We start from the raw sequence: 24,519 nt of genomic DNA on the forward strand, positions 1-24,519 counted from the left end.
GAGGAGCGCAGGTCTGGGCCGGGATCGGGCCGGAGCGCGGCCGGCCCGGGTGTCATCAGGCAGAGTCGAGGAAGGCGGCCGCGATGGCCTTGCGCGCCAGCTTCATGTTCTTGGTGCGCAGGCCGTTCTCGATGCTGAAGTCCTGCCCGGTGAAGATCACCTGCTTGATCTGCTGCTGGGCCGGCAGCTGCTGGTTGACCTGCTGCACATGGGCGCGCAGGGCCTGCACGGCGGCCTCGTCCTCATGCAGCTTGGTGGAGATCACGGCGGCCAGACCCTGGCGCGCGCCGGCCAGCACCACGGCCACGCCGATGCGGGGATCGGCATGCAGCATCGACTCGATGGGTTCCGGGTGGAACTTCTCGCCGTTGCTGGTGATGATGGCGTCCTTCTTGCGGCCGACGATGTGCAGGAAGCCGTCGGCATCGAACTCGGCGATGTCGCCGGTGGCCACGGCGCCGGGCTCGATGAAGGTGCTGCGCGCGTCTTCCTCCGAGGATTCGAAGTAGCCCAAAGAGAGCAGGGCGTCACGGCGCACGATGACCTCGCCCTCGTCCGAGAGGCTCACGCTGCCGGCTTCAGCCGGCTTGCCCACGCTGCCCACCCGCACCTGGCCGGGCTTGTTCCAGGCCACCATGCCGGCCTCGGTGATGCCGAAGGCCTCGTACAGCGAGATGCCGTGCTGCCAGAAGAAGTCCAGCGCGGCGCGCTTGATGGGCGCCATGCCGGTGATCATGTAGCGCATGCGGCCGCCGGTCAGCTCGGCCAGCTTGCGGGTGAGCAGCTCGGGGTCCTGTGCCGCCGCCGCGCCGGCGCTGGCGCGGGTGAGCGCCTGCAGGGTTTCGTAGAGGATGGGCGGTGCAATGACGAAGGTCGGCTGGTACTTCTTGAGCCCCGCGAAGAGCAGGGGGAAGGGCACCGAGACGAATTCCACCCCGTGGTAGAGGCAGAAGTAGTAGATCATGCGCTGCTGGTAGTTGGCGAAGGGCAGGAAGGTCATGAACCGGTCCTGCGATTCCACGCCAAAGGCCTCGTGGTAGAGCTGCAGCAGGCGCTCGGTGCCGGCGGCGCTGATGATCAGGCCCTTGGTCTTGCCCGTGGTGCCCGAGCTGAAGACCAGGGAGTGCGTGCCCGGCTGGTGTGGCAGCGGGCGCGGCTCCGCGGTCTTCTGGGGCATGGGCGCGTCCAGCGCCATGCTCTGCAGCCGTTCATGCGTTGCGTCGCCGTCCAGCCAGGCCGGGTCCACGGCCATCACGCTGAGCTGGTAGGCCTCGATCAGCTCCGCCCAGGGGCGGCTCGGCCGCTCGTTGGGCAGGGCCACCGAGACGCAGCCCAGCTCCACGCAGGCCAGATCCCAGGCCATCCAGCCGTAGTTGCTGGGCGCGGCGATGCCCACGCGGCAGCCCGGGCCCAGGCCCAGCGCCCTCAGGCGCTCGACCACGTGCAGGGTGTCGCGGTGCAGGTCGTCGAAGGTCTTGTGGGTCTCTTGGCCCTTGTCGTCGACCAGGACCAGGGCGGTGGAGCGGCCCTGCAGGCGGGCGAGGATGTCGGCGATGCGCATGTCCTTGGCCTCAGGCGGGTTGGGCTTCCAGGGCGGCGTTGGGACGCTCGGCGTAGTACTTCTGGGCCGCGCTCTCGTACATGTTCCAGAAGAGCTTGCAGGTGTGGTCGATGGCGAACAGGGCCTCGGCCTGCATCTGCGGGGTGGTGCAGAGCTCGGAGACCAGCTGGATGCCCTCGGCCACGTGAGCCACGTCTTCCTTCTGGTGGACCGAGAAGAAGCGCGTGCTCTCTTCGCTGAGGCCGTAGATCTTGCCCAGGATGGCGTGGCGGGCTTCGCCGGCGCGGGTCTCCAGGCTCTGGCCCTCGCTGGCGATCATCACGGCCGCAGCGCCAATGTGGTAGGTGTGCTCACCCTTGCAGTTGTCCAGGCGGTAGGTGATCAGCTCCTTGGTGGCGTCCGAGGGCGTCCAGGCGTCACGCTCCTCGTCGCTGATGCCCTGGGCGCGGATGAAGTCCTCCATCAGCTCCACATGGTTCTTGGTCTTGGAGAAACGGCCGGTCTCTTCCTCGAACAGGTTGAACAGCAGGCGGCGCTTGTGGATGGGCAGGGGGCAGCGGAAGTACAGGTTCTCGATGTACTCGAGGAAGTACTTGGTGATCTGGTAGCCCTCCAGCGAGATGATCTTCAGCAGGTGCCAGTTCCGCTCGGGCGTGAACAGCTCCTTGAAGATGGGGTGGTTCAGCGTCAGGTGGGCATCCAGGGTGGCGCGCAGTTGGATCGCGAAGGCGTCCTTGTCCAGCGCCACGGCGGGGGTGGAAACAGTCATGGTGGGCTCCGGCGGTATGGGTTGTTCGATCGTGAAGAAGTGCTCGATCACTGTACGTAGCGGCGCGCCGGCCCGAACCTGTCCATTGGGGCAAGGACTCCCACCCGTACTTCAGGTCAGGTAGGCAAGGGGTCAGGGGCTCGGTATAAAACGGCCTGCCCGTCGGACCCCGCCTGCGCTACCTGCAGGACGGCGCGTCCGCTTCCCACCGGAGCCTTCCATGCATGCACCCTCCGCGGCACATTTCGATGCCTTCCTGAACCTCATCGCGCAGATCACCCCGGTCGAGCTGGCTGCGGACACGGTTTCGCGCGACTCCAACCTGGCCAGCGACCTGATGCTGGACTCGATCTCGCTGATCTCGCTGATGGCCCTGACCGAAGAGCACTTCGGCATCAGCTTCGCCGAGCACACCGAGTCCATCGCCAAGCTCGCCACGGTCGGTGATGCGCTGGATCTCATCGAGTCCCTGCAGGCCGCGAAAGTCTGAGGTGAGCATGCCGCAAGTCATGACAGCCGCCCGAACCGAGGACCCGGCCGCCTCGGGCTGGCAGGCCCTGCAGAAGGCCTGGGACGCCATCGCCTCGGCGGGCCAGGGGCCGGCCACGCTGTTTCTTGACGAGGCGGCGGTGCGCCAGCTCCTCGCGGGCGAGGCGGCCCCGGCGCTGCAGCTGCCCGAAGCCCTGCGAGCGCTCGCCCAGGCGCAGCGCAGCCTGCAGGTGGTGCTGCCCCACCAGGGCTTCGCTCCTTTCTGCAATCCCGGCCGGCTGAAGGCCCTGCTGGAGGCCGCGCTGGCCCCGCAGATCGGGGGGGCGGCGCTGCGCGTGCTGGTGCTGGCTCATGCGGTGAGCGAGCGGCCTGCAGCGTCCGCAGCCTTGCCCGCGGCCCTGGTCGCGCTCAGCGAAGGGCTGGTGCACTGGATGCAGGGCGTGCGCCGCCGCGCGCCGGACTACTTCAGCAAGCACCCGCTGGTCCTTCCCTTCAGCGGCGGCCAAGGGCCCAGCCTCCATCTGCTGGAGCCCGCGGCCCTGCTGGACTGCCTGCGCCATGCCACGCCCGCGCTGCCGCCGGGCTGTCATCTGATCCACGCGCCGGCCCTGGGCAGCGGCGCGCTGCTGCTGCGTGAGCTGGCCCTGGCCCTGGACATCCCGGTGGCCGAGGCCTCCTGCGCGCAGAACACCCTCAGCGAGCTGCTGGAAGACAGCCTGCAGCAGGCCCGCCAGCGCTGGCAGCTGGGCCAGGAGGCCCTGCTCGACGGGCAGTCCTTCGACAGCGCCCTGGCCTGCGGCCCCAGCGCCTCGCCCTGGGCGGCCGCGTGGCAGTCGCAGCTGGACGCGCTGCGCCGCGCGCAGCAAGACAGCGCCGCCCCCGTTGCCCGCCGCTGGACCGCGCTGCCCGGCATGCGCCTCGAATCCATCGAGGGCGCGCCGCTGCGCGTGTGGTGCCTGGGCGAGGGACCGCAGACGGTGCTGCTGCTCAATGCCTTCGGCCTGAGCCTGGACGTCTGGTGCGAGCTGGCCCTGGCGCTGAGCCCGTCTTGCCGCGTGCTGGCCCTGGAGGCCCGGGACGACGCGGCGGTGGCGGCCGAGGCCCTGTCCAGCACCTATTACGACAGCGAGGACTCCTGGCCTCAGTTCCTTCAGAGCGTGCGCCAGCTGCTGGCCACGCAGCTGACGGGGCCCCTGCACCTGCTCAGCTGGTGCGGTGGCGCCAAGTTCGCGCTGGACCTGGCCCGCGCGCTGCCGCAGGACGTGGCCTCGCTGTGCCTGGTCGCCCCCTCCTATGCGGGGGTGGACTGCGGCGCTGGCGGCGATTCCAGCTTCGAGACCAGCCTCAACACCATGTGCCGCCTGGTGCAGCGCACGCCCGCCGCGGCGGACAGCATGGCCCGCTCCATGCTGGCCCTGCTGCAGCGGGGCGACGGCGCGGCCGACGACCCCCAGCGCCTGTGGAGCCTGCCCGATGCCCACACCGCGCACTGGCTGCACGAGCCCTATGTGTCCGCCGAGCGCATGCGGCAGTACAGCCGCCAGCTGGTTCACTTCCGGGCTCATGCGATGAGCCTGCCGCCGGCCGTGGAGCCGCTGGCCCAGCCCTGCCTGCTCCTCATGGGCGACAGCGACACGGCCACCTGCGCCGAACGCGCCCGTGCCATGGGTGCGCTGACGTCACAGACCTTGCAGCTGGGCCTGCGCGCCGCGGGCCACTACCTGATCCATCAGGACGCCGGCCTGATCGCGCAGCTGCAGCGCGCCTTCATGCGCGAGGGCCTGCAGCTGGACGTGAGCGACGCGCGCCTGCGCCGCTTCACGCCGGCCGAGGAGGCGCTGGTGTCCGGCGAGCTCTGAGCCCGCTGCGCCCGGCCTCCCCCAGATGTGTGGGGAGGCCGGGCCTGTCTTACCCAAACGGACAGCTACCCGCACGGATGCGCGCTCACTACAGTCCCTGGACACCATCCAGCAGCAGGGAGTCTTCACATCATGTATGCCAACACCATCGCCGAGCTGATCGGTGACACGCCGCTGCTGAAGCTCCGAAGCCTCTCGGATGACGCGCGCGGCATCCAGGTCTTCGCCAAGCTGGAATGCCGCAATCCCGGCAACAGCGTCAAGGACCGCAGCGCCAAGGAACTGCTCGACCAGGCCCGCCGCGACCACGCGCTGGCGCCGGGCTGGTCCATCGTCGAGTCCACCTCGGGCAATATGGGCCACGCGCTGGCCATGCTCTGCGCGGTGCACGGCTACCGCTTCATCTGCGTGCTGGACCCCAAGACGCCCAAGGCCAATGTGAACCTGGTGCGAGCCTTCGGCGGCCAGGTCGAGATGGTCACCACGCCCGACGAGAGCGGCAGCTTCCAGAAGAAGCGCATCGCCGTGGCCCGCTCCATCGCTGCCACGCTGCCGCGCTGCATCAACCTCGACCAGTACAACAACCCCGCCGCCATCGATGCCCACTACTACGGTACCGGGCCCGAGATCCACCGCCAGCTCAACGGGCGGGTGGACGTGCTGATCGGTTGCGTCAGCACCGGCAGCCACCTCAGCGGCGTGGCCCGCTATCTCAAGGAGCGCAATCCCGGGCTGCGGGTGATGGGCGTGGAGCCGCACGGCTCCGTCGTCTTCGGCGGCGAGTTCAAGCCCTTCCTGCAGAACGGCATCGGCCTGAGCTTCACGCCGGGCAATGTGCGCGCCGAGCTGGTGGACGAGGTGCACAAGGTCAGCGACCACGAGGCCTTCGTGGCCGCCCGCCGCCTGGCCCTTGACGAAGGCCTGCTGCTGGGCGGCTCCTCGGGTTCGGTGAGCGCCGCGGCCCGCCACTTCCTCGCCGGCCTGCAGGGGCCCTGCAACGTCGTGCTGGTGATGCCCGACAGCGGCGTCAAGTACCTGGACACGGTCTACGACGACCAGTGGCTCAAGAGCCATGAGCTGGGCTCGGTGCTGGATGAACTCAACAAGGGCCCGCAGGCCTGAACACTGACACAAGGACGGACATGAACCGCACGCTGAACACGGCCGGAGAGGCCAGCTACCAAGTCCCCATGGGCGCCCTCGGCACGGTGGAGCTCTGCTATGGCTGGCCGCAGCAGATCGACGCGGTGCTTGAAGAGAAGATCATCGGACTGATGCGCCTCACCACGGCCTCGGCCCCCATCATCGGCTTCGCCGAGGAGATCAGCGATGCCGAGGCCCGTCAGTACCTGCAGGACCTGCGCGGCAACCTGGCTGCCGGCAAGATCCGCCTGCTGAGCATCGTGACCGGCGGCGGTGAGCTCATCGGCCTGTGCACCCTGCGGCGCAATCTCAACCCCAACAACCGCCACATCACCGACCTCGCCAAGGGCATGATCCACGAGGACTACCGCGGCGGCCTGGTGCTGCCCGTGGCCTTCCAGGAGATCGCCCTGCAGTGCGAGCAGGACGGTGTCGAGCTGCTGACCCTGGACGTGCGCGACGGCACGCCCGCCCACCACGCCTGGCAGCGCTTCGGCTTCACCACCTACGGCACGCTGCCCGACTACGCCCGCGCCCAGGGCAAGGTCCACGCCGGCCACTTCATGATGCAGAAGGTCTCCGACCTCAAGGCCCGCGCGGCCCAGATGCTGCAGGCCCGCGTGGCCCGCGCCCAGCCGGAAGGTCAGACGGCATGACAGCCGCCAGCGCTGTCGCTGCGGCGGCTCCCGGCGCGGCCGGCCCGGTCTACACCGGCCATGTGCTGGACGCGCACTGCCACATCGCCTCGACCCACTTCATTCCCGAAGGCTTCTACGAGGGGCTGTGCCGCAATGTGGCCGTGCGCCTGGCGGCGACGGGCGTGCGCAAGTCGCTGCTCGAGCTGATGGAGATGTACCTGCGCATGAGCCAGGACCACCAGGGCGACACGCTGGTGTCCGAGATGGACGAGGCCGGCATCCAGCAGGCCGTGCTGCTGCTGCCCGACTTCACCCAGGTGATGCAGAGCCAGCTGACCATCGCCGAGATGTGGGCCGAGCACCATGAGATCCTGAAGCGCCACGCCGGCCGCTTCTTCGTGTTCGGCGGCGTGGACCCGCGCTGGGGCGCGGACGGCCTGGCCTTGCTGGAACGCGGCATCACCGAATACGGCTTCAAGGGGCTCAAGCTCTACCCGCCCTGCGGCTACAGCCCCAGCGACCGCTCGCTGTACCCCTTCTACGAGCTGTGCCAGGCCCACGGCCTGCCGGTGCTGATGCACATCGGGCCCACGAGCCCGAGCCTGTCCTTCCAGTTCTCGCACCCCTATCTGGTGGACCAGGCGGCACTGGACTTCCCCGACGTCAACTTCATCCTGGCCCACGGCGCCGTGCACCACGTGCAGGACTGTGCGGCCCTGTGCGCCTACCGGCCCAATGTCTACCTGGACATCAGCGCCTTCCTGGGCTCGCAGCATCCGGGGGGCTGGCAGGCGGGGCTGGCCGAGCTGTTCAAGCTCAACCTGAACCACAAGATCCTGTTCGGCACCGACTGGCCGGTGTTCCGCTACTCGGGCGGCCACAAGAAGGTCATGGACCTCTTCCTGGCCGCGGACGGTCCGCTGGCCGGCGTCTCGCGCGGGCAGCGGTCCTGGTTGATGTCGGGCAATGCCCGTCGACTCTTGGGAGTGGATTGATGAAGCGACCCCTGGGCGTGGAACTTGTGCCCACCCTGCCTGCGCGCCGCAAGGGCTGGCGCCGCCACCTGCGCTCCGGCCTGGGCCTGAGCCTGTGCCTGCTGGCCCTGGGCGGCGGCGCGGTCCTGGGCCTGGCGCATTCCGAGGGGGCCGCGGACCGCTGGTCGCCCCAGGAGCTGGCCCTGATGGGCTCGCTGCAGATCTCCCAGCTGCGCAGCGCCGATCCCGACCCCAGCAACCGCTTCGTCGGCAACGAGGCCGCGGCGCGCCTGGGCAAGCAGGTCTTCAATGACGTGCGCTTCAGCAGCAATGGCAAGGTCTCCTGCGCCACCTGCCACAACCCACAGGGCCAGTTCGAGGACGGGCGGCCGCGCGGTCTGGGCGTGGCCGAGGGCCTGCGCCGCACCATGCCCTCCATCGGCATGGCGCACAGCGCCTGGTTCTTCTGGGACGGCCGCAAGGACAGCCTCTGGGCCCAGGCCCTGGGCCCGCTGGAGGATGCACGCGAGCATGGCGGCAACCGCCTGCAGTACGCGCGCCTGCTGAGCCAGCACTATGCCCAGCCCTACCGCGAGCTCTTCGGCGATCTGCCCCGCCTGGACGGCCTGCCCGCCCATGCCAGCCCCCAGGGCAGCGAGGCCGAGCGCGCCGCCTGGGCCGCCATCCCCGAGTCGCGCCGGCAGGACATCAACCGCATGTACGCCAACCTGGGCAAGGCCATCGCGGCCTTCGAGTCCCGGCTGCAGTACGGCGAATCGCGGGTGGACCGCTACATCGCCGCCACGCTCAAGGGCAGCGGCAACGCGGGCCTGCTCAACGAGCAGGAGAAGGCCGGCCTGCGCCTCTTCATCGGCCGCGGCCAGTGCATCACCTGCCACACCGGCCCGCTGATGACGGACCAGCACTTCCACAACACCGGCATCCCGCCCTTCAACAAGGATCAGCCCGAGCGCGGCCGCGTGGACGGCCTGCGTGCGGCGCTGGCGGACGAGTTCAACTGCCTGGGCCCCTACAGCGACGCCAAGCCCCAGCAGTGCGAGGAGCTGCGCTTTGCCAACGGCAAGGACCCGCACCTGGTGGGCGCCTTCAAGACGCCCAGCCTGCGCAATGTGGCCCTGCGCCCGCCTTACATGCATGCGGGCCAGTTCGCGACGCTGGAGCAGGTGCTGGCGCACTATGCGCGCGCGCCCGAGGCGGAACTGGGCCATTCGGAGCTGCGCGAGCTCAAGCCGCGCGACCTCGGCCCGCAGGAGCAGGCTCAGCTGCTGAGCTTCCTGCGCGCGCTCTCCGGGCCTGTGCTGGAGAAACCGGCGCTGCAGCCGGCGCCGGCGCCTTGATGAAGCGGCCGCTGCCCCGCGGGAGCCGGGCGGCGGCGATCGGCGCTCAGTCGCCGTCCGCGCTCTTGACGGCCACGCCCATTACCTTCACCTGCCCGCCAAAGGGCAGGGCCGCGGCCTCGTAGACCGTGCGGGCCGGGCGCCGGCCTTCGGGGAAGAGCTCGGCATAGACCTTGTTGACCTCGGCCAATGCGCCGATGTCGGTGAAGGCAATGTCCACGAAGACCAGGTGCTGCGGCCCGAAGTCCGCCGCCAGCAGTGCGGCGAAGAGATTGCCGAAGGCGCGGCGCGCCTCCTCGGCCGGTGTGCCCGGCACATAGCGGCCGGACTCGTCCAGCGAGAGCTGGCCGCTGAGGTAGCAGGTGCGGTCCACGACCACGGCCTGGCTGATGGGCGAGGGCCAGTCCGGCAGGCCGGGGCCGCTGCTGATGAAGTGACGCGACATGGAAGATCCCGTTCAGGGTTGAGGGAAGCAGCGCGGGCGCCCCTGCAGCTGCGCGCCCGCGCGCGACTGCAGCTCGTGCAGCGTGGCGTTGCGCAGCACCTGCGCGTCCGACATGACCACGGCGAGCGTGCTGCCCGGCAGGGCCAGGCCCAGCGCATGCCAGTGCTGGCCGGCGTGGTGGATGGCGGGCATGGCGGCGTCCAGCTCGTCCCAGCACAGGGCTTCGGGGGCCTGGGTGAAGCCCTCGCCCGTGGCTTTGAGCAGCGCCTCCTTGAGGGTCCACAGGCGGTAGAAGGCGGCGGCGAAGTCGGCCTGGGCCAGCAGCCACTGGCGCTCGCGCGGATGGAAGACGCGCTGGGCGATGGCCAGGCCGTCCTTCAGCTCGCGGTGACTTTCAATGTCCAGCCCCACCGGCTGGTCCGCCACCGCCACGGCGATGGCATCGCCGCTGTGGCTGAGGTTGAAGTGGCAGGGCGCCGGCGCCTTCAGGGCGGGTTTGCCGGCATGGCCGCTCTCGAAGCGCCAGCCCAGCGGCGCCTGCTGCGGATGGTGCTGGCTCAGCAGACAGCGCTTGAGCGTGTGCGCCTGCGCGAAGGTGCGGGCCGTGCGCTGGCACAGGAAGCGCGCATGGCGGGCCTGCTCCTCGGCATCGAGCAGTGGCGGGCCGTCGGGCGGCGCGAGGGAATACCAGACATCCAGCATGGACAGTGATGGAAAAGCAAAGGGCCGGCGGGCGGTTCAGAAGTAATGGCGCACCAGCAGGCGGATCACGCGGGCCTGCGGCAGGGCGCCAAACTCGCTGAGGCCCTGGCCGCGGTGCTGCTGCCATTGTGCCGCCCAGTCCGTGCTGTCCTGGCGATAGCGGGCCTCCAGCCACAGGAGTCGGCTGTGGTCGACCTGGCTGATGCGGGCGAAGGCGTTGAGGTCCAGCCTGGGGGCCAGCGCGTCCTGCCAGCGCAGCATCAGGAAGAGACTGTCGCGGGTGGCGGGCTCCTGCTGGGCCTGGGCGGCCTGGCGGTAGGCCCCGTAGCGCAGCGGATCGCCGGTCTGCAGGGCGGACCAGTCCGCGCGGCCGGGCGCCAGGCCGTTGTGCTGCCACTCGGCCGTCAGCGTGAGCTTGCGCGAGGTGGTGCAGCTCAGCCCGGTGGCCAGCTGGGTGTGCTGGGCCACCGGCGCCTGCAGATCGCCCAGGGCCTGGGCCAGCAGCGTGCGGCTGCGGCCGGTGCTCAGCTCCAGGTGGGCCACGCAGGCCTGGTTCAGCAGGCGGGTCAGGTTGAGGCCCAGCTGGGGCGAGTGGCCCGGCTGGCCGTCGCCGTGCAGCAGCCATTGCGGGGCGAGGTCCTCGGCCCAGGCCTGTGTCCAGGCCAGCAGCCAGCGCGGGCGGCCGTTGCTGGAACCCCAGTCCGGGCTCCAGGCGCCGCTGGAGGGGGCATCGGCCAGCTTGGGCGCAAAGACACCCGTCAGCGAGCCGCCCTCCCAGACCTTCTGCACCCGCGCCATGGCCACGCCCAGGCGGTTCTCGCGCAGGCTGGCCGGGTCGATGGCGGTGGTGTTGCGCAGGGCCTGGCGCTTGAAGTAGTCCGTGGGGTTGTAGCCGCTGGCCACGCCCAGGCGGTTGTTGATGCGGCCCAGGTCCAGCACCCATTCGGCGCTGGGCCGCTGGCTGGCGTAGAGCTCCTTGAGCGTGTTGACGGCGCGCCGCTCGCCGGGCAGGCGCTCGGGGCCGGCGAGGTCCAGGCGGTCGGCGGCCAGCAGGCGCCAGGCCGTGGGGCCTTCGCCGCCCAGGGGCAGGTCCAGGGCGAGGTCCAGCCCCAGGCCCTGGGCGGAGCGCCAGGGGCCAGTCTCGCCGCGCAGGCGCACCTGGCGCAGGGCGGGCTCGATGCTGGCCTGCCAGGCGCGGCGCGTGGGCGCGGTCTCGGTGGGGGCGGCGTCGGCCAGGGCCAGGCCGGCGAGCTCGGCATCGGGGGGCGGCGTCGTCTGGGCCTGGGCCGGCAGGAGCAAGGCCAGCAAGGCCAGGCCCAGCGGGCCACGGAGCAAGGGCGCCATCACTCGGCCTGGAAGCGCGCCATGTAGTCCCGCTGGAACCAGCTGTCGGGGATGTCGCGTGCCTGGAACTCGCCGTAGCGCATCACCGTCACCAGGGCGGGATCCAGGCCGTCGATGATGACCACCTCGGTCGGCCGCACGGCGCCCAGCTCCTCCTTGAAGCGGCGGTAGAAGGCCGTCTTCAGCAGGCGACCGCTCTCGCTGAGGAAGCGGGCCTTGATGGGGCGGTAGTTGTCACGGTCCAGCCACATCTCGATCGCGTGGTAGGTGACGTCCGGTGCCTTGGCCTCCAGCTGCAGCTTGACGGCGCGGCGGTTCTGGCGCTCGCCGTCCTGCACCTCTTCCTCCTGGGCGAGGCTGGCCTGGTAGGTCTGGGCGAAGTTGACGGTGACCACGTCACCGTTGGCGGCCTGGCCCAGCAGTCGCTGCTGCGGCGAGATGCGCACGCTGGCCTTGCTGGCCGGGTCGTAGAACCAGAGGTCGTTGCCGGTCTTGAGCATCAGCTTGTTGGCGTCCCGCGCCGGGGCCGCGAAGCGCAGCAGGGTGCGGAACTGGCCGCCGGGCTCGGCCCGCGAATAGGCCTGCAGGGTGCTGCTGTCGCTGGCCTTGCCGCCCTTGTACTCGTTGAGGCTCACCGTGGTGACGAAGGGCTTGGCCGGGTTGCGCACGGCGTCGCTGGCGGCCAGCATCTGCTGGGCATCGAGGGCGAGGGCCCGGAGGGGGGCGAGTGCGCACAGCAGCGCGAGGCCCAGGGCGGGGGCCGGATTCTTCAGCATGGGTCCATCCATCAGGTCGTTGGCCGGCCCACCGGGCGCGGGCTGGCGAGCGCAGATTAGCCAAGGCGGCGCGGGCGCCCAACTGCCCTTTCGGGCATGGTGGGCGCTCTGCGGATCAGGGCCGCGCCAGCCCCGCGGCGCTGCCGCCGGGCTCGCCCAGCCAGCGCTGCAGCATCTCGGCCGGCGGCGGCCCGGCCTGGGTCACCGCGGGCGCCGCCGGCTTCATCAGCACCACATAGGGCGTGACGCCGCGCCACCGCGGGTCCACCGCATGGCGCAGGGCCGCGGGCGGCGTGGCGGGATCGAAGACGAAGAGGCGGTCCGCGGGCAGGTAGGCCTCGTGGCGCAGCAGCTCGGGCCCGGCGCCGTCCATCACCACGACGATGAGCCGGGCATGGCTCTTCTGTGCACGGATGTGGCCGGACAGCTGGGCGATGACGCCCGGGCAGTGCGCGCAGTCCGTGGTGCTGAAGACCACGGCGCTGTGCCCCCTCTCGCTCTGCTGCAGGCGCGACCAGGCGGCGGCGTCCAGGGTCTCGACGCGGCTGGGGTGGGCCAGGGCGGCAAGGGGGAAGGCCAGCAGGCCTGCGCAGGCCAGGCGGCGCAGGCGGTGATCAAGGCGTGAGGCGTTCAATGCGGACTCCTTCGGTACTGCGCCAGTGGCCGTAGATGGCCGATCCGGCCAGGAAGAGCTTGGGGTGGTCGTTGTCCTGGGTGGTACGGCCCAGCTCGCGCAGGGTGAAGCTCTGGCCGCCGTCCGCGGAGATCCAGGCGCGCCAGTGGGTGCGCTGGCCGTCGAAGGTGCGCCAGGTGATGGCCACCTGCGGGCCGCTGCTCAGCACGTCGGCATGCTCGGCGGCCTCGTCGGGCAGCAGGCGGACGTCACCCAGCGGCCGGCCCGCATCGTCCAGCCGGCCGTAGCGCACGCCGACCAGGCCGCCGCGGTCTCCGAACCACACGGCGTGGTAGCCCTGCGCCGCATCGCGGGCCAGGCCGGGGCCGTGGTGCGGGCAGCCGTCCAGGGCCCAGCGGTCAAGGGTGGCGCGCACGGGCTCGGCTTCGGGGGCCAGGTCTTGCCCCAGGTGGGTGAAGGCGTGGTCCCGCTCGTTGGGCGCATAGACGTGGCGCCACATCGCCACCACATCCCCCTGTGGCGAGGGCGCGAGGGCGATGCGGCAGCATTCGCAGGAATGGTCCGCCACACGCGTATCCGGGCCGAACGTGAGGCCGCCGTCCTCCGAGACATTGCGGTAGATCGCCGCGCCGCGGTAGGGCGCGGCCTCGCCGGTCGGGCCGGCCTTGCTGGCCTCCAGGTCGCGCTTGTCGATCCAGACGGTGTGCAGGCGGCCCTGGGTGTCGAAGGCCAGGGACTCGAAGCGGTGCGTGATCACCTGGCGGTCCGCGTGCACGGTCACGGGCGGGGCGAAGCTGCGGCCGCCGTCGGTGGAGCGCAGCAAGCGCACCTGGGCGGTGTAGGGCTTGGCCAGGGGGCTGCTGTAGGACACCAGCATCAGGCCGCCCTTGCCGATGAGGACCTTGGGCCGGCTCTCGCCGTCCGCGGCCACGCCGTCGTCGCCGATGTCCGGCAGGCGGGGCGCGTCCCAGCTGCGGCCTTGATCCGTGCTGCGCTGCAGGGCCAGGCGGCCCTGATCGTCGAGGCCCACCATCCAGAAGCTGCCGTCCTCTGCGGCCGCGACGCTGATGGCCAGGGCGCTGCGGGCCTTGGCGGCCTTGCCGGTCTTGGACTGGCCGTGCTGCATGCCGGGCGCGTGGCCGGCGGGCTTGGCGTCCGCCGCCAGGGCGGGGGAGATGAGCGCCGAGGCCATCAGGAGGACCAGGGCGGGCAGGAGGCGTGCTGTCAGGAACGCATGCATGGGCTTCATCCTTGGGAGGTGCTCACAGGCTCGCGCGCAGCTCGGTGAACAGCGTGCGGCCGGGGTAGGGGTGGGCCTGGTAGGCGCGCTGGTTGCCGAGGTTGTCGATGCCCACGGCCAGCTCCAGGCCATGGCCCAGCTGGCGGCTCAGGCGCAGGTCCAGCAGGGTGAAGGAGGAGACGCCGCCGTAGACATCGGGGTTGACGTCGCGGTTGTAGGGATCGTTGTAGGCCCGGCCGGAGTGGCGCAGACCCAGGCTGCCCATCCACAGGGCGTCGGGGCGGTAGACCAGGCGGGCGTTGGCGCGCAGCCGGGGGATGCGGGGCCAGGTCTTGCCCTCGGACTGCGGGTCGCGCGGATTGGCCAGCACGCGGGAGCGGGCCCAGGCGGCATTGAGGTCCAGGCCGAGGCCCTTCACGAAGAGGTCGTCCACCTGCCACACGGCCTCCAGGCCGTAGGTGCGCACGCGGTCCACATTGGAGACGCGGTTGCGGGTGACGCCGCCGCTGTTGTCGGACTGGCGCAGGATGGCGTCCCGCACATCGTCCAGGAACAGCGAGATGCGCAGGCGCTGCGCGCCCCAGTCCTTCTCGCCGCTGAGTTCCCAGGCGTTGGAGCGCTCGGCGCGCAGGTTCGGGTCGCTGGTGGTCTCGCTATTGGGCGTGAGGGTGCCGTTGTAGAGCTCTTCGACATTGGGGAAGCGCACGCCGCGGCCGTAACTCAGCTTGAGCAGGGTCTCGGCGTCCCGCTGCCAGGCCAGGGAGAGCTTGGGCGAGGCGCCGGAGAGGCGTCGCGCCTCGTAGGGCATGACGCGATCCGCCATGCCCTCGGGGGCGGGCAGGCAGCGGGCCTCGGTGCCGGGCTTGCAGTCCGCGGCCTTGAGCCGCAGCAGCTGCTGCCCGTCGGTGCTGCGGAACCATTCCTGGCGCAAGCCGGCGGTGAGGCGCCAGTCGGGCTGCAGCTGCCAGCTGTCCTGGACATAGGCGGCCCGCACCTCGGTGCGACCCTGGTAACGCTGCGAAAGGGCGCCGAGGCTGCTGCGCCAGTCCGGGGCCTGGTAGCTGGGGCTGTCCAGCACATAGGCGTTGCGGTGCAGGCCGAAGACCCACTCGTGCAGGCTGGCCGCCGGGCGGTACACGGCCTGGGCCTCCAGCGTGTTCCAGCCGGTGCCATCGCGGTAGGTCCAGACGCCGGGGCCGCCCTGGCGCGCCTGGTCCTCGGCCAAGTTGGCCTGGCGGCTGAGGTCGCTGAGGATGCGGTAGTTCGAATAGACCAGAGAGCCGTTCCACTCGGCGGTGCCGCGGGTCTTGAGCGTCAGGCCCACGTGGCGGTGGCGCTCCTCCCGTTCGGAGGGGGCGAAGGCGGCGGCGGCCTTGCTGCCGTCGGGCACGTCGAAGCCGAACTGGCCATCGCTGACGCGGCCGGACCAGACGGTCGCACCCTCGCTGTCGCGCAGGAAGCTGCGGTTGCTGTTCTCGGTGCTGTTGGTCCACAGGGCCAGCATGCCGCTGGCCACCCATCGGTCGCCCAGGGGCAGTCCGGCTTTGAGCTTGAGCGTGTCCTGGCGCGTGTGGTCCACCGCACCGCTGCCGGCGCCCAGGATGGCGCGGGGCTGGCCCAGCGGGTCGGTGTCGTAGGTGATGCCGCTGACGCGCTTGTCGCCGGGCCGCGCCGGGTCGAAGCTGCCGGTCTTGCTGTTGACGCCCAGCGTGTAGTAGTTCATCGGCTGGGACTCGCTGTCCTGGCGGTTGTAGGCCGCGCTGAGCCACAGGCCGCTGTCCAGGCGGGTGCCGACGTAGCTGGAGAACTGGTAGCCGCCGTAGCGCTCGGAGAAGCCGTAGAGCTCGAAGCGCTGGCTGTGGCCGCTCAGGCGGGCCGAGGCCTCCAGGCGGCGCGGTTCGCGCTCGGTGGTGACCACGGTGGTGCCGATGGAATTCCCGGGGTAGATGGCGGAGAAGGGGCCGTACAGCAGGTCCACCCGCGCGATGGCCTCGGGCGTGATCACGTTCCAGCGCGGGGCGTCGAAGCGGCCCAGGAAGTTGGAGATCAGGTAGCCGTCCACATAGGCCAGGCCGCGGCCGGGCTGCAGGGTGCCGAAGCTGCGGCCGCCGATCAGCGCATTGCGGTCGCCGATGTAGCGCTTGCGGATGCTGGTGTTGGGCAGGTAGCGCAGCGCGTCTTCCGGGTTGATCAGGTTCTGCTCGCGCAGCTCCTCGGCCGTGACGCTGGCGCTGTTGCTGGGCAGGTGGGCGGCCAGGCCGCTGCGCACCGCCGCGCCGGTCAGTGTGACGGGGGCGAGCTGGGCGTCGGTGCCCACGCCCTGGGCGTGCAGCGCGGTGCTGCTCAGGGCCAGCAAGGTGGCGCCTAGGCCGGCCTGCGGCCGAGCGAGTGGACGGTGCTTCATGAGCGTGCGGAGGCCTGATGAGGACGAGCATCCCCGGCGTCAGCGCCGACGGGACGTGCGGGCCGCTCTGGGTCGGAGCGATGGGTCGGCATGGTAGTGAGGACCTTCCCAATGTGGATAAGCCTGCTCGCGTCTTTGTCCTTTCGGACAGGCCTTGCCGCGCGCCGCAAGGCCCTGGCCTTGTGCATAGTGCGGGCCTGCCCATCGAGGAGGTCCCATGAAGACGCTGGCGCTCTGCGTCCTGGCTGCGCAGCCCTGGCTGCGCCGGGACATTGCCGTGGTGGTCGATGCCCTGCATGGATCGCCCCTTCCCGCTGGCGAGGCGCCGCCGCCCTCGCTGTACGCCGGCCTGCTGGACCAGGCCCGGCGCTACCTCGCGCAGCAGGCGCGGCCGGTGGCCTGGCGCGCGTTCTTCTTCGATGCGCTGCAGGACTGGCAGCAGGCCCTGCAGGATCCGGCGCACGGCCTGCGCGGCTGCAGCCAGGAGCTCTTCGTGCTGCAGGCGGGGGAGGCTTCCGAGGCCCTGCAGCTGCCCGCGCGCCTGCGCACCATCGCCCAGGCGGCCGGCCAGCCCCTGCGCTGCTCGCCGCATTCCTTCCTGCTCTATCTGCAGAGGGACGATGACGATTCTTCCCAGCCGCCATCGGCCTTCTGGCCCGATGCCAGCACCGGCGGCCTGCACCTGCGCCTGCCGCACGCCGATGCCGACACGCGGCGCGCCGACCTGCTGCGCGTGCTGCTGGACCACCTGGACCATGCCCACCACAACCGCCTGCTGGCGCGCAGCGTCGATGCGGCCGAGCGCCCGCCGGCCCTGGCGCGCGCGCTCCATGCCTTCATGCAGCGGCGCTGGCCGGGGCGCTGGGACTTCCACAGCTACACCGGCTCGGTGATCGCCGCCTTCATCGAGGGCATGCGCCAGCTGGGCCAGGCGGACGGCCGGCCGCAGCTCGGCGGCGTCAACGAGCATGCCCTGGCCTGCGCCGCCATCGCGGGCTGGCAGCTCTTCGGGCGGGCCTACGTGCTGGCGGTCACCTCGGGCATGGTGGACGAGTTCAAGGGCACGCTTGCCAATCTGCAGCGCACGCGTGCACCGGGATTCATCGTCTGCGCCGACAGCGCGCGCGGCCAGTGGCACGCCTTCCAGGGCACGGTGGAGCAGGCGGGGGACGGCCGCACGCTGATGCGGGCCCGCGGCCTGGCTCAGGTCTACCTCGAGTCGCCCGAGCAGCTGGAGGCGGGGCTGCGCCAGGCCTTCGCTGCGCTGGACCAGGGCGAGGGGCCCGTGGTGATCTTCGCCAGCCCCGCGGTGCTGGAGAGCGGCCTGGGCGTGGACGAGACGGCCCTCGCCGAGCCCGCCCCGGCGCAGCCGGCCCGGCGGGCGGAGGTCGACCCGGCGCACTGGGCGGCCCTGCTGTCCCTGGTCAACACACAGCGCAAGCGCCTGCTGTGGTTCTGCGGCCGGCTCAGTGACGAGGAGCGCGCGCTGGTGCACGAGATCGCCGAAGCTGCGGGCATCGCCCTGTGCGACGGCATCGCCCACCCGGGCAGCGTGGCCGCCTACGCGGGCGGGCGCGAGCAGCCTCACTACCTGGGCACCCTGGGCCTCTACGGCTTCAGCCGCGCGGTCCACCGCTATCTGCATGAAGGCGAGGCCTTGCGCCCCGTGGGGGCCCAGAGCCTCTTCTTCCTCAAGAGCCGCGCCGACCAGATCTGTACGCCCTTCTCGGAGGGCCGCCTGGCCCGCCACCTGCACATCGTGCAGGTCACGAACCGGGGGCAAGACCTGGCCCCCTTTGCCGACCTGCCCCTGCAGATGGACCTGCTGGACTTCCTGCAGCGCCTGAAGTCCGGCCTGCAGGTGGAGGCCGATGTGCGGCGCTGGCGCCGAGATGCACTCGTCCAGGCACGGCGCTGCCCGCCGGAGCACCTGGTGGATCGCATCGAGACCCTGCCCATGACGGCCAACTACTTCTTCCATCGCCTGGGCGGCCTGCTGCGCCGGCTGATCGAGGAGGAAGGCCTGCGCTACCACGGCGTCTATGACGTCGGCCGCTGCGGGGTCTCGGCCCTGCGCAACCTGCCGCGCACCGACCCCGGCTTTTCCGGCTGGTACGGCCGCGCACTGATGGGCGATGCCCTGATGGCGCTGCCGGCCATCGCCCTGCACAGCCCACGGCAGGTGCTGGCCTTCATCGGCGACGGCGCGCGGGCCCTGGTGCCCGATGTGGAGCTGCAGCTGCTGCGACAGATGTCCAGCCGGCCCGATGCGTCGGAGCTCAACGTCAGCGTCTTCTACCTGCACAACGGCATGCTCTCCATCATCCAGAGCTACATCGACCTGCGCTTCGCCCGCGACGGCGCGGCCCAGGTGCATGTGCCCTGGCGGCCCCGGGACGACAGCCTGGAGCGGCACGGCCCGCTCGCCCTGCAGCGCCGCCGCCTGCTGCGCTTCGACGAGACCCGGCTGCGCGAGGACCTGCGGGCCCGCGGCCGGCTCAACGTCTTCGAGGTCCAGCTCACCCACAACTCCAGCGGCGACGGCATGAGCCTGGCCTCCGAAGGCACCTGGAGTCGCATCACGCCCAGCGAGGAACACGCGCCATGAAATTCGGCTTCATCGCCCATCCCACCAGCCTGGCCCTGAAGCGCCAGGTCAAGCTGTGCGACCTGCTCGGGCGCGCCGTGCAGGACGCCGAGCAGGGCTTCGATCCCGCCCTGTGGCAGGCGCAGAGCCTGGTGCCCTTCGCCCGGTTCGGCCAGATCCACAGCGGCGCCGGCGCCCGCTGCGAGGGCCTGCTGCAGTACCTGCCGCTGACGGCCGAGGAGATGCTGCGCCAGCCGCGCCAGATCGCCGAGCGCGTGCTGCGTGCCGTCGACGCGCTGGCCGGGCAGGGGGCCGAGCTGGTGGGCCTGGGCGGCTTCACCGGCATCGTGGGCAACCGAGGGCTGCAGACGCTGGAGCGCGCCCGCGTGCCCGTCACCACCGGCAATTCGCTGACGGCCTATGCCAGCTGGCGCAATCTGCTGGACGTGATGACCCTGCTGGAGCTGGAGCCGCAGCAGCAGGAGGTGGCCATCGTGGGCTACCCCGGCTCCATCGCCCTGGTGGTGGCCAAGCTGCTGGAGGATTCGGTCGGTCGGCTGCTGCTGGTGCACCGTGGCGGCGGCGATCGCCTCGCCGAGCAGCTGCAGTACCTGGGACCCGGCTTGCGCGAGCGCGTGCGGCTCACCGACCGCATCGAGGACTGCTACGACAAGCCGCGCCTGCTCCTGGCGGCCACCTCCAGCGGCGACGTGATCGAGGAGGCCCGCCTGGCGCCGGGCTCGGTGGTGGTCGACGCCGCGCTGCCCCGCGACGTGCGGCCGGCCCCGCGCCGACGCGAGGACGTACTGATCATCGACGGCGGTCTGGTCAGCGCCGACCGCGCCTTCAGCCTGGGCACCGACACCCTGGGGCTGAGCCCCACCCGCATGATGAACGGCTGCCTGGCCGAGACCATGGTGCTGGCGCTGGAGGGCCGGCGCGAGGCCTTCTCCATCGGCCGCGAGCTGGACGTGGACAAGGTCCGCGAGATCGGCCGCCTGGCCCAGCGCCACGGCATCACGCCCGAGCGCATGAGTGCGTACGGCGAGCCACTCAAGCCCGCGGACGTGCGCGCCCTGGCCCGCTTCCATGCCGTGGCGACACCCCGCGCGCGCCGCCTGCACGAGGAGGTGCTGCAGGACTTCGGCGCCCACATCAACCCGGTGATGCGCGAGTTCTTCGAGCTCAACCACATCGATCGCGTCTTCGTGAAGGCCGAGGGCTGCACCCTGCAGGACGCCGAGGGCCGCGAGTTCCTGGACTTCGTGGCCGGCTACGGCTGCCTCAACATGGGCCACAACCACCCGCGCTGCGTGGGCGCGCTGCGGCACTTCCTGGACAGCGGGGCGCCGAGCTTCGTGCAGTACGTCTCGGCCCCCGAGCTCAGCAGCCGCCTGGCCGCGCGCCTGGCGGTGCTGGTGCCGGGCGGGCTGTCGCGCGTGTTCTTCTGCAACTCCGGCACCGAGGCCGTCGAGGCCGCGCTGAAGCTGGCCATGGCGGCCGCCGCTCCCGGGCAGCGCCGCGTGCTCTATTGCGACAACGGCTACCACGGCAAGACCCTGGGCGCCCTCTCGGTGACCGGCCGCGACAAGCACCGCCAGCCCTTCATGCCCCTCATCGAGCGCTGCAGCGCGCTGCCTTTCGGGGACCTGGCGGCGCTGGAGGCCGCGCTGCAGTCGGGCGACGTGGCTGCCTTCATCCTCGAGCCCATCCAGGGCGAGGGCGGCGTGATCCTGCCGCCGCCGGGCTATCTGCGCGGCGTGCGCGAGCTCTGCGACCGCCATGGCTGTCTCATGATCCTCGACGAGATCCAGACCGGCCTGGGCCGCACCGGCCGGATGTTCGCCTGCGAATGGGAGGGCGTGGCGCCGGACCTGATGGTGCTGGCCAAGTCCCTCTCCGGCGGCCTGGTGCCCATCGGCGCCATGCTGGCCCGGCCCGATCTGTGGGACCGCGCCTATGGCAGCCGCGACCGCTTCAGCCTGCACAGCTCCACCTTCGGCGGCGGCAATCTTGCGGCAGCGGTGGCCCTGGAGGCCCTGGCCGTGCTGGAGGAGGAAGACCTGGCCGGGCGCGCGCTGCGCACGGGCGAGGCCCTGCTCGCCGCACTGCAGGAGGTGGCCGCGGGCCAGGGCCTGATCCGCGAGGTGCGGGGTCGCGGCCTGATGATCGCCATCGAGTTCGCGCCCAGCTTCGAGGGCGCGGTGCAGGCCTTCGTGCAGGAGTTCAGCGCGCGGCTGCCAGGCCAGCCGCGGGCGATGTACCGCTTCCTGTCCGACCGTGCGCGCGCGCATCTCGAGGCCGCCGTGCCCGAGCTGGAACGCAGCCTGGAGGAGATGCTGGTGCTGCGCATCGTCAGCAAGCTCTCAAAGGAGCACGGCATTCTGAGTTTCGTCACCGCCAATAACAGCAAGGTACTGCGCATCCAGCCGCCGCTGACGCTCAGCGATTCGCAGGCGCAGCACTTCGTGCGCGCCATCGCCCAGGTCTGCGGCGATCTCTCCACGGTGCCCGAGTGAGGGCCGGTCGCCTTGCCCCAAGGGTCAGGTGACAGGCCCGGGGGCGAGGGACCAAGCTCTCGCCCTGTCGGCACGCACGCCCCTGCGCGCGAACACCGCGCCCACGCCACGCACGCACCACGCATACACCACGCACACACTTCGGGAGAGAACACCCATGTCAGCCACCCTGACCCTGGACGCCAAGGCCGAGCGGCAGCGCTTCGAGGCGCACTGCATGGCCGACCGCCGCATCTGGCCCTGGCTGGGCCGTGCCCTGCTGGACTGGGGCGGTATCGCCCTCGCCATGGCCTGCAGCCTCTGGGCCTTCGGTCAGGTGCAGCACTGGGCGCTGAAGGCGCTCTGCCTGGCCCCGGGCATGTGGATGGTGGGCGTGTTCCAGCACCGCCTGGCCCTGCTGGCCCACGACGCCGGCCACCGCACCATCTGCCCCAATGCCACCGTCAATGACCTGCTGGCCACCGGCCTGATCTACGGCCCGCTGCTGGTGAGCCTGAACGCCTGGCGCATGTTCCACAACGAGGGCCACCATCCCAAGATCCACACCGGCACGCTGAAGGACCCCGAGCTGGTCTTCAAGCGCGTGGACAACAGCTGGGGCCTGCCCATCAAGCGCAGCAAGGTCGCGCTGTTCACCGGCATGGCCCTGTGCGGCGGTGCGCTGCCGGGCGCCGTCATCTTCGTCCTCTGGATGGCCTCGCCGCGCTGCTTCGCCCGCATCAACCAGCTGCTGATGCACCTGCTGAAGAAGGGCAAGGACCAGGACAGCGACATCCTCCCCCTGCGCCTGCGCCACCTGCCGCGCGGCCGCCGTGCCGTCGCGCGGGACCTGGCCCTGGGCCTGGCCCAGGTGGCCCTGCGCCTGGCGCTGCTGACGGCCCTGGCCTACGGCGTGGGCCAGGCCCTGGACTACAGCGGCTGGCCGATGCTGCTGGCCCTGTGGTTCGGCGGCTATGCCACCGGCTTCTGGGCGGTGTTCCGCCTGCGTGGCTACTGCGAGCATGTGGGCGCGCACACCCTGTCGCTGGCCGAACCTTCGCCGTTGTGGCGCTTCTTCGTGTTCCCGCACGGCGCCTGGGCCCACCAGCTGCACCACGAGATGCCGGGCCTGCCCTTCCACCGCTACCGAGACGTGCTGCGCCGCCGCGGCTCCACAGGCATCAGCCCGGCCGATGTGTTCCGCCTCTTCGAGAGTTCGCCACCCCTGGCCTCGGGCGAAGTGCCGCCGCCCGACGCCGATGCCAACCTCATGCGCCGTGCCAGCCTGCAGGGCCTGATGCGCGTGGCCGTGATCGACGAGCAGGGCGCGCCGCTGGCCGCGGCCGTCGAGTAGCGCTGCCGCGCTGAATGGCAGAAGGCCCCGTGCTCGCGCCGGGGCCTTCGTCGTTCAGGCCCTCAGAAATAGCGCTGGTAGCGCACGAAGGCCAGGCGCCCGCCCGGGCCGTACTCGCTGCGGGCGTCGCCGCTGAAGCGCTGCAGGCCGGCGCTGAGCACGCCGTTCTCGCTGGTCGACCAGCTGAAGCCCGGGGCGATCAGCTGGCTGCCGTCGCCGGCATTGCGCAGCCACAGGCCCTGCAGCTTCAGCAGGGGCGTGAGCTCGTAGCTGAGGTTCAGGCCGATGGCATGGGCGCCCTGGGGCGGTCGGGCCTGGCCGCCGACGGCCGCCTGCGGAGCGAGGGGCCGGCTGCGCCAGTACCACTCCAGGCTGGCGCTGAGCTGGGGATTGAAGGCGTAGTCCGCCCCCAGCACGCCGCTGAAGTAGGCCGGGCCCGCGGCGGATGCGGTGCGGGTGAATTCGGCGCGCAGACCGGCATCGGCCCATTGCCCGGCCATGTCGACGGCCAGCAGCCGGTCCTCGCCATAGCGCGCATGGCTGAAGCTGAGGTCCATGGTCAGGGCGTGCGTGCGCCACTGCAGCAGCCAGCGTGCAGGCCCGCCGCCGGGCATGGGGGCGAGCACGAGGCTGGCGCGCGAGAGCGGGCCCAGGGCCTGCTCCATCAGCAGGGCGTCGACGCCGATGAAGTCCTCGCGCTCGATCTGCTGCGGGTTGGGCGGGTTCAGCAGGTCCAGGCTGCTCCACAGCCGGCCCTGGCCCAGGGCGATGCGCTGGCGGCCCAGGGTGGCGCTGAAGTCGCCCGCGCGGGCCTGCACGAAGGCCCGGAAGAACTGCTGGCGGCCGAGACTGCGGCGGTCCCGCCACCAGACGCTGCGGTCGCGCAGGGCCTGGTCCTGGGGCGCCGCCAGGGCCTCGTCGAGCGCTGCGCGATAGGCCGTGTCACCGCTGAGCAGCTCGCTGTCATGGTCCAGCTGCAGGCGCAGGCCACCCTCCGGCCAGGTGGCCAGATCGCCCGCGAGGCTGAGGCGCAGGCGCTGGCCCAGGCTGCGCTGGCGCGGCAGGTCCTGCGGCTGCTGCTCCACGCCCAGGGCGCGGTAGCTGCCACTGAGCCGCCAGTGGTCCTCCGGGCTGCCGTCCGGTGACTGCGCCCGGGCGAGCTGTGCCAGCAGGCACAGGCCCAGGGCCGGCAGCAGGGGGCGGCGGGCCGTCCTGCCCCGCCTCATGGCTTGGGCTGGACGAGCACGCGAAGCGGCTGCGCCTTGGCCGCATGCGCGGGGTCCAGGCACTGGAGCAGCCAGGTGCCGGCGCGGTTGAACTCCCAGACCAGCTCGTCCTTGTCACCGGGGGCAATGGTGAAGACGTGCACGCTCTCGTCCAGGGCCTTGCCGCGCTGGCGGCGCGCGTCGGCCAGAGCCTTGAGTGTGGCCGGGCTGCCCAGGGCCAGCTCATGCGGGCGCTTGCCGTTGTTGCTGATGACCAGGCGCACGGTGCTGCCCAGGGGGATGCTGAGCTGGGCGGGTTCCAGGCGCTCGTCGTCATCCAGCTCCAGCAGCCAGGTGCGTTGCAGCTTGCGGGGATTGCCGGGGATGCCGAAGTCCAGCTGCTCGACCGGGAAGGGCCCCGCCGCATTGCGCTGGGCATGGACGTGGTCGCCATGGGCCTGCGCCTGCGGCGTCAGAAGGGCCAGGGGCAGCAGCAGGCTCATGAAGCGCGAGGGGGCGCGAACGTGGGAATGGGACAT

General features: G+C 71.2%; 20 protein-coding genes. 9 read left to right on the forward strand and 11 right to left on the reverse strand.

Annotation, left to right across the window (positions count from 1 at the left end; genetic code table 11):
• Positions 1 to 55: 55 nt before the first annotated feature.
• Positions 56 to 1,561, reverse strand: coding sequence for an AMP-binding protein (locus ABDJ40_RS10640; protein ID WP_347609454.1), 1,506 nt, complete (start codon positions 1,559 to 1,561; stop codon positions 56 to 58).
• Between the two features lie 10 nt (positions 1,562 to 1,571).
• Positions 1,572 to 2,330 carry an iron-containing redox enzyme family protein gene (locus ABDJ40_RS10645; protein ID WP_347609456.1) on the reverse strand — a complete coding sequence of 253 codons (759 nt, stop codon included), beginning with the start codon at positions 2,328 to 2,330 and terminating at the stop codon, positions 1,572 to 1,574.
• Between the two features lie 220 nt (positions 2,331 to 2,550).
• On the opposite strand from ABDJ40_RS10645, the gene ABDJ40_RS10650 reads away from it, so the two are divergent.
• The 6 genes from ABDJ40_RS10650 to ABDJ40_RS10675 all read left to right on the forward strand — a co-directional run bounded on the left by ABDJ40_RS10650 (position 2,551) and on the right by ABDJ40_RS10675 (position 8,791).
• Positions 2,551 to 2,820, forward strand: coding sequence for an acyl carrier protein (locus ABDJ40_RS10650; RefSeq protein WP_269630148.1), 270 nt, complete (start codon positions 2,551 to 2,553; stop codon positions 2,818 to 2,820).
• Between the two features lie 19 nt (positions 2,821 to 2,839).
• Complete coding sequence (locus tag ABDJ40_RS10655) at positions 2,840 to 4,678, forward strand: alpha/beta fold hydrolase (RefSeq protein WP_347609459.1); 1,839 nt, start codon at positions 2,840 to 2,842, stop codon at positions 4,676 to 4,678.
• Between the two features lie 132 nt (positions 4,679 to 4,810).
• Positions 4,811 to 5,800: a PLP-dependent cysteine synthase family protein gene (locus ABDJ40_RS10660; protein WP_347609461.1), complete on the forward strand. Its 990-nt coding sequence runs from the start codon at positions 4,811 to 4,813 to the stop codon at positions 5,798 to 5,800.
• 20 nt (positions 5,801 to 5,820) lie between these two features.
• Positions 5,821 to 6,477, forward strand: a complete 657-nt coding sequence (locus ABDJ40_RS10665) for a GNAT family N-acetyltransferase (protein ID WP_347609463.1) — start codon at positions 5,821 to 5,823, stop codon at positions 6,475 to 6,477.
• Positions 6,474 to 7,454 carry an amidohydrolase family protein gene (locus tag ABDJ40_RS10670; protein ID WP_347609465.1) on the forward strand — a complete coding sequence of 327 codons (981 nt, stop codon included), beginning with the start codon at positions 6,474 to 6,476 and terminating at the stop codon, positions 7,452 to 7,454. Before ABDJ40_RS10665 ends, ABDJ40_RS10670 begins: the two co-directional genes overlap by 4 nt.
• On the forward strand, positions 7,454 to 8,791 hold the full coding sequence (locus tag ABDJ40_RS10675) for a cytochrome-c peroxidase (RefSeq protein WP_347609467.1): 1,338 nt from the start codon (positions 7,454 to 7,456) through the stop codon (positions 8,789 to 8,791). The genes ABDJ40_RS10670 and ABDJ40_RS10675 overlap by 1 nt, the downstream gene beginning before the upstream one ends.
• Before the next feature lie 46 nt (positions 8,792 to 8,837).
• On the opposite strand, the gene ABDJ40_RS10680 is transcribed toward ABDJ40_RS10675, so the two are convergent.
• The 7 genes from ABDJ40_RS10680 to ABDJ40_RS10710 form a co-directional block, all read right to left on the reverse strand.
• Positions 8,838 to 9,236, reverse strand: coding sequence for a RidA family protein (locus ABDJ40_RS10680; protein WP_347609469.1), 399 nt, complete (start codon positions 9,234 to 9,236; stop codon positions 8,838 to 8,840).
• Between the two features lie 12 nt (positions 9,237 to 9,248).
• On the reverse strand, positions 9,249 to 9,938 hold the full coding sequence (locus tag ABDJ40_RS10685) for a 4'-phosphopantetheinyl transferase family protein (RefSeq protein WP_347609471.1): 690 nt from the start codon (positions 9,936 to 9,938) through the stop codon (positions 9,249 to 9,251).
• Positions 9,939 to 9,974: 36 nt separating this feature from the next.
• A complete protein-coding gene (locus tag ABDJ40_RS10690) occupies positions 9,975 to 11,282 on the reverse strand; it encodes a hypothetical protein (protein ID WP_347609473.1) in 1,308 nt (435 codons plus the stop codon).
• The gene (locus ABDJ40_RS10695) at positions 11,282 to 12,058 is read right to left on the reverse strand and encodes an outer membrane lipoprotein-sorting protein (protein WP_430765631.1); all 777 of its coding nucleotides are present in this window, start codon (positions 12,056 to 12,058) and stop codon (positions 11,282 to 11,284) included. The genes ABDJ40_RS10690 and ABDJ40_RS10695 overlap by 1 nt, the downstream gene beginning before the upstream one ends.
• A gap of 115 nt (positions 12,059 to 12,173) precedes the next feature.
• The gene (locus ABDJ40_RS10700) at positions 12,174 to 12,692 is read right to left on the reverse strand and encodes a hypothetical protein (protein ID WP_347609475.1); all 519 of its coding nucleotides are present in this window, start codon (positions 12,690 to 12,692) and stop codon (positions 12,174 to 12,176) included.
• A complete protein-coding gene (locus ABDJ40_RS10705) occupies positions 12,673 to 13,932 on the reverse strand; it encodes a sialidase family protein (protein ID WP_347609477.1) in 1,260 nt (419 codons plus the stop codon). Before ABDJ40_RS10705 ends, ABDJ40_RS10700 begins: the two co-directional genes overlap by 20 nt.
• A 22-nt stretch (positions 13,933 to 13,954) precedes the next feature.
• Positions 13,955 to 16,336, reverse strand: a complete 2,382-nt coding sequence (locus tag ABDJ40_RS10710) for a TonB-dependent receptor (RefSeq protein WP_347609479.1) — start codon at positions 16,334 to 16,336, stop codon at positions 13,955 to 13,957.
• Positions 16,337 to 16,553: 217 nt separating this feature from the next.
• Here ABDJ40_RS10710 and ABDJ40_RS10715 point away from each other — a divergent pair, with 217 nt between their 5' ends.
• The 3 genes from ABDJ40_RS10715 to ABDJ40_RS10725 all read left to right on the forward strand — a co-directional run bounded on the left by ABDJ40_RS10715 (position 16,554) and on the right by ABDJ40_RS10725 (position 22,775).
• Complete coding sequence (locus tag ABDJ40_RS10715) at positions 16,554 to 18,944, forward strand: decarboxylase (protein WP_347609481.1); 2,391 nt, start codon at positions 16,554 to 16,556, stop codon at positions 18,942 to 18,944.
• Positions 18,941 to 21,442 carry a prodigiosin MAP biosynthesis aminotransferase PigE gene (gene pigE / locus ABDJ40_RS10720; RefSeq protein ID WP_347609483.1) on the forward strand — a complete coding sequence of 834 codons (2,502 nt, stop codon included), beginning with the start codon at positions 18,941 to 18,943 and terminating at the stop codon, positions 21,440 to 21,442. The genes ABDJ40_RS10715 and pigE overlap by 4 nt, the downstream gene beginning before the upstream one ends.
• Before the next feature lie 157 nt (positions 21,443 to 21,599).
• Positions 21,600 to 22,775, forward strand: coding sequence for a fatty acid desaturase (locus tag ABDJ40_RS10725; protein WP_347609485.1), 1,176 nt, complete (start codon positions 21,600 to 21,602; stop codon positions 22,773 to 22,775).
• Positions 22,776 to 22,837: 62 nt separating this feature from the next.
• Here ABDJ40_RS10725 and ABDJ40_RS10730 read toward each other — a convergent pair whose 3' ends face one another.
• Together ABDJ40_RS10730 and ABDJ40_RS10735 are read right to left on the reverse strand one after the other, a co-directional pair.
• Positions 22,838 to 24,001, reverse strand: coding sequence for a hypothetical protein (locus ABDJ40_RS10730; protein ID WP_347609487.1), 1,164 nt, complete (start codon positions 23,999 to 24,001; stop codon positions 22,838 to 22,840).
• Positions 23,998 to 24,519: a cupredoxin domain-containing protein gene (locus ABDJ40_RS10735; protein ID WP_347609489.1), complete on the reverse strand. Its 522-nt coding sequence runs from the start codon at positions 24,517 to 24,519 to the stop codon at positions 23,998 to 24,000. The genes ABDJ40_RS10730 and ABDJ40_RS10735 overlap by 4 nt, the downstream gene beginning before the upstream one ends.

It is taken from the genome of Roseateles flavus (assembly GCF_039872765.1).
Taxonomy (GTDB): Bacteria; Pseudomonadota; Gammaproteobacteria; order Burkholderiales; family Burkholderiaceae_C; genus Roseateles_B; species Roseateles_B flavus.